This is a genomic window from Halobacillus sp. (genome assembly GCF_049282395.1).
GTDB lineage: Bacteria > Bacillota > Bacilli > Bacillales > Halobacillaceae > Halobacillus.
The window spans coordinates 1-4,423 of the sequence record NZ_JBAPTY010000184.1; the positions used below are offsets into that span (position 1 = coordinate 1).

3 protein-coding genes and 1 pseudogene are annotated in these 4,423 nt (G+C 42.1%); 1 reads left to right on the plus strand and 3 read right to left on the minus strand.

From position 1 onward, the window contains the following. Positions 1–435, plus strand: a pseudogene (locus WAM07_RS08430) (amino acid permease); the annotation flags it as partial. A gap of 70 nt (positions 436–505) precedes the next feature. Here the strand turns inward: WAM07_RS08430 and fbp are convergent. From fbp to WAM07_RS08445, 3 genes are all read right to left on the minus strand, one after another. After that, on the minus strand, positions 506–2,437 hold the full coding sequence (gene fbp / locus WAM07_RS08435) for a fructose-1,6-bisphosphatase (RefSeq protein ID WP_422166041.1): 1,932 nt from the start codon (positions 2,435–2,437) through the stop codon (positions 506–508). Between the two features lie 225 nt (positions 2,438–2,662). Continuing rightward, positions 2,663–3,523: an SDR family NAD(P)-dependent oxidoreductase gene (locus tag WAM07_RS08440; RefSeq protein ID WP_422166042.1), complete on the minus strand. Its 861-nt coding sequence runs from the start codon at positions 3,521–3,523 to the stop codon at positions 2,663–2,665. A 52-nt stretch (positions 3,524–3,575) separates the two neighbouring features. Further along, on the minus strand, positions 3,576–4,385 hold the full coding sequence (locus WAM07_RS08445; RefSeq protein ID WP_422166043.1) for a DUF817 domain-containing protein: 810 nt from the start codon (positions 4,383–4,385) through the stop codon (positions 3,576–3,578). Between the last annotated feature and the right edge of the window lie 38 nt (positions 4,386–4,423).

Genomic DNA, 4,423 nt, shown 5'->3' on the forward strand with positions numbered 1-4,423 from the left:
ATTAGCCACGTGATGGTCTCTTTATCAGAGGATGGAGACGCTCCAGAAAGTCTTAAAGAAAAGAACAGTCGCGGTGTAGCGCTGAAGTCTTTAGGTTTAACCGCAGGAGGACTGGCTGTATCGATCGTCTTTTCCTATCTTTTGCCGGATACGATGTATGAGTATGTCACGACAGCTGCAGGCGTGATGCTTATATTGAACTGGGCCATAATCCTTGCTTCTCACATCAAGCTGCATCCCACTTATGACAAACGTAATGAGCGCTTCAAAGCTTTTGGCTATCCATACACGTCTTATCTAGGGATTGGATTCATTCTCTTAACCATTTCCGGCGCCTGGTTTCATGGGAATGAAAGAATTGGTTTATTCGTCAGTCTCGGTTTAATCCTGCTGATCTTTCTTTGTTATAAAATCATATTCCGGGCAGAAAAGTAAGTCTCTCTCTGCCCTTTCGGAGATAGAAAAAGCCAGCTAAATTAGCTGGCTTTTCTTGAGAGGAACACACTCAATTTATATAACGATATTCCATCAAACTGTTCAGAATATAAATTTCCTGCAGTAATTCCTCTCCCACATTGGTTTCAAGAACCTTTTTCCTCTCCAGTTCTTTATCCACCAACCTTTTTACCGATAAGACATCCGTTCCATTTCGCAGCACTTCTTCTTTTGAATTGAAGTGTTTGTGGGCAACCAGCTGCATGCCGTAGGAGTTAAATAATAACGTGTATCCGGCTATGCCTGTTTTGGATTGATAAGCCTTGGAAAATCCTCCGTCGATAACAATCATCTTTCCGTTGGCTTTAATTGGATTTTCTCCATCTATTTCTTTAACCGGTGTGTGGCCGTTGATAATATGCCCCTGGTCAGGATTAAGTCCGAAGTCCGTTAAGATTGCCCGGCAGGTTTCCTCATCTTCCCGCAAATGATAATAAGGGTTTTTTCTTTCTTTATGGACTTTCTTATCTTTAATGAAGTACCTTTCGAACGTGGTCATCTCCCGTTTCCCGAAAAGAGAAGAATATTCACCTGTCCATAGATACCAGGACATGTCCGTTGCAAGATCGTCGGTCTTTTCAGGATGGGCAAAAGCGTAACGTAGATAGTGCTCAAAAACATCAAGTAATTCTCTTCCGCCATAGGTTCGATTTTCGATCGTCATTTTTTCCATATTTCCATTTTCATCCAGTGGAATGCATCCATGAATTAATAAGTTCCCGTTATATTTTAGATAAAGACTGCCTTTTTTCATGAAAAAGTTCATGTGTCTGGCCAGCTTTTCTGAATGCTGGACAGAGAATAATAGTTTCTCCATTACTTGCTCTTCTTCCTCTAGAAGCTGTTCAGGATGCTCGGGATCGACCGTTGCAAAGCAGGTATCTTCAAGGGGATAGGTTTCCCCGTCGATGGTGATTTCGTTCCTGTCGTAATCTACTTTCTCAAGAAGCAGTCGATCTTCCATATTGAAATGGGAGCGTCTTTTGATAATAGGGCTTTCCAGTTTGAACTGAATCATGGCAATGGCCTGGTGGATCTTCGTGATTTGCAACCTTTCATGATCAGATGGTTCTTCACCTGGATTGATCTTAGGACGGAAGGCAGGATTGTCATCATAATATTTCTCTGCCAGATTAAGAAGGGGTCTAAGATTAATTCCATACACATCTTCGATAATCTCTAAATTGTTGTAGCGTGCGCAGATTCGAATGATATTAGCGAGACAGACCTTTGAGCCTGCATAGGCTGCAATCCAGAGGACATCGTGATTCCCCCACTGAATGTCAATCGAGTGATAATTAATGAGGGTTTCCATGATTTTGTCAGGTTCGGGACCCCGATCATACACATCCCCCACGACATGAAGATGGTCCACTACCAGCTGCTGGGTGGTATAAGCGAGACCGATAATGAGCTTATCCGACTGGCCGAGGGAGATAATCTGTTGAAGAATCTTAGAATAATACCGCTCCTTATTGGTGAATTCATCTGTTTTGTAAAGCAGCTCTTCAATAACGTACGCAAATTGGCTGGGCAAGGCTTTCCGAAGTTTGGATCGAGTATATTTGGAGGAAGCATATGAGACAAGCTTCATCATACGTTCGATGATTTGAGCATACCAATGGTTTAATTCTTTTTCATTGTCAAAGCTGTTTTTGATCAGCTTGATCTTTTCTTCAGGGTAATAGACTAGCGTCGCGAACTCATTCATTTCTTTTTCGGATAACTCGTCGGCAAATAGATCGGTGATTTTCTCTTTTACTTTTCCTGAACCATTTCTTAATACATGTTGAAAGGCTTGATACTCCCCGTGCAAATCGCTGACAAAATGCTCAGTGCCTTTGGGCAGATTAAGTATAGCTTTAAGATTAATAATTTCAGTGACTACTTTTTCTTCACTATCATATTTTTGAGCGAGTAAGTCCAGGTATTTTGTATTCAACGTTTTGTATCCCCTTTCAAAATTCATCACTATACATCTATTTGCTGTTTAAACAACAAGAAAAACTAATTTTGAAATGCTTATTTATAAGCTGATATTTATCTAAATCGTAACATATTTTTCAATTTTTTAGAGGTTAAATTTCCAATAAACGACTGTTTTCATCATAAAAAACACCACCTATTTCAACGCAAATAAGTGGTGTTTCTGTTTTTTATTTCATGATTACAAATATTTCATAGTCAATTCCATTACTTCCTCGATATTACGCTTGTTTTTACTATAGCTTGAGGAAGAAACGATCTTATTCTTTTCATTGAAGTATTCTCCGGTTACTTCTTTCACCTCAGGAGAAAGCGCTAAATACGTGTATGTTTCGGCCATCTCTTCCGGCGAAATGGAAAAGCGGCTTTTCATGGAATATAAAACCTTCATGAACTTTGATAAATCCGGATATCTGCTTATATCAACCTTCACGTTCGTAACCCTCACACCATTGACGGTCACGCTGGTGTCTTTTAAATGCTCTGCCAGCCAGTACGTGTACATCACCTGTGCCAGCTTGGACTGATAGTAGGCTTTCGCTACACGATACCCTCCCGTTTTAAATTCAGGATCCTTCACATTCACTTTTAAATAAGGATGCAGCATTAACCCTTGGGAGGCGATTGTTATAACTCTCCCCTGTTCACTTTGTTCTAGTTCGTTGGTCAGAAGGCTGGTTAACAATACAGGACCAATATGATTGGTTGCCCAAACGGTTTCGATCCCATCCTCAGAATATTCAGGGGTCTTCCTGGTAATATCAAAATCAGCTGCGTTATGGATAAGAACATCGAGTTTACTATGTGTCGATTTGAAAAATTCCGCTGCCTGACGGATGGACGCCTGGGAGCTCATATCTAACCCCAGCAGTTGAACTTGATCGTGATCACTTGAGCTCCTTATATCTTGTAAAGCGGCTCTGCCTCTTTCTTCACTTCTGCATGCGATCATCACTTTCATTCCGCTTTGCGCCAGTTGAATGGCAGCCGCTTTTCCAATTCCTGAATTTCCACCTGTAATCAAACAAACTTTATTGTCCAATTCAAGCCACCTTCTTTAGTTTTTTTCTACTTCGAAATAATTGGGGACCTTTTTATGAAGACTTACGATCCAACGTGGGCATACGGGTGCGGCTTTTTGTTGTGCTTTCCCCTTTTACCCGCTTCAATGTCGCGACAATTAGAAAGCTCACAATCACTAATAACAGCCAGGAACTTACCTTCCCTAAGTGAACAAGGCTCCAGGCGTCACGCTGGTAAGGATATTCCCAGGCACCAAAATAGGTGGCGATATTCTCCGCGACCCATATAAAAAATCCGATCAGCACAAAGGAAAGAGCCAGCGGCATTCTGTAACGTGTTCCATTTACTTCATAAATCACCCATGCTTGCCAGAAGACAAATATAACAAGACCAGATAACCACCAGCGTACGTCTATCCAGTAATGATGGGTGAAAAAATTCAAGTAGATCGCAGCTGCCAGAGGGACAACGACCAAAGAAGACGGCCACTTAACAAGTCGAACATGCAGCCTCCTCCAGGCCTGACAAAGATAACTGGCCACACTCGCGTACATAAATCCGCTGTACAAAGGTACGCCAAAGACCTTGGAATACGCTTCTTCTGGATAGGACCAGGACCCCATATGTACCTTAAATAGTTCTAGAGCGAGACCAATCACGTGGAACAAGGTAATGACTTTAAGTTCATCCCGTGTTTCAAGGCCGGATCGGAGCATCGCCCACTGCATGAACAAACAGATCATAAGCAGCCAGTCATACCGGGGCAGAATGGGAAGGGGCACAATTTGAGTAATCGCCAGAGAGGCAAAAATGACGACGGGAAACAAACAGGAGAGAGCCTGCTGCCAGCCGAAAAAAACGAGTTGTTTCAAAGCTCTCATGAACGCCACCTCCCGCTGCCGTCCTGCCTACCCCTCAT

What these genes read in the sequence shown, in the direction of transcription:
- WAM07_RS08445 (WP_422166043.1), bottom strand. Translation starts at nt 4,385, where the DNA reads ATGAGAGCTTTGAAACAACTCGTTTTTTTCGGCTGGCAGCAGGCTCTC.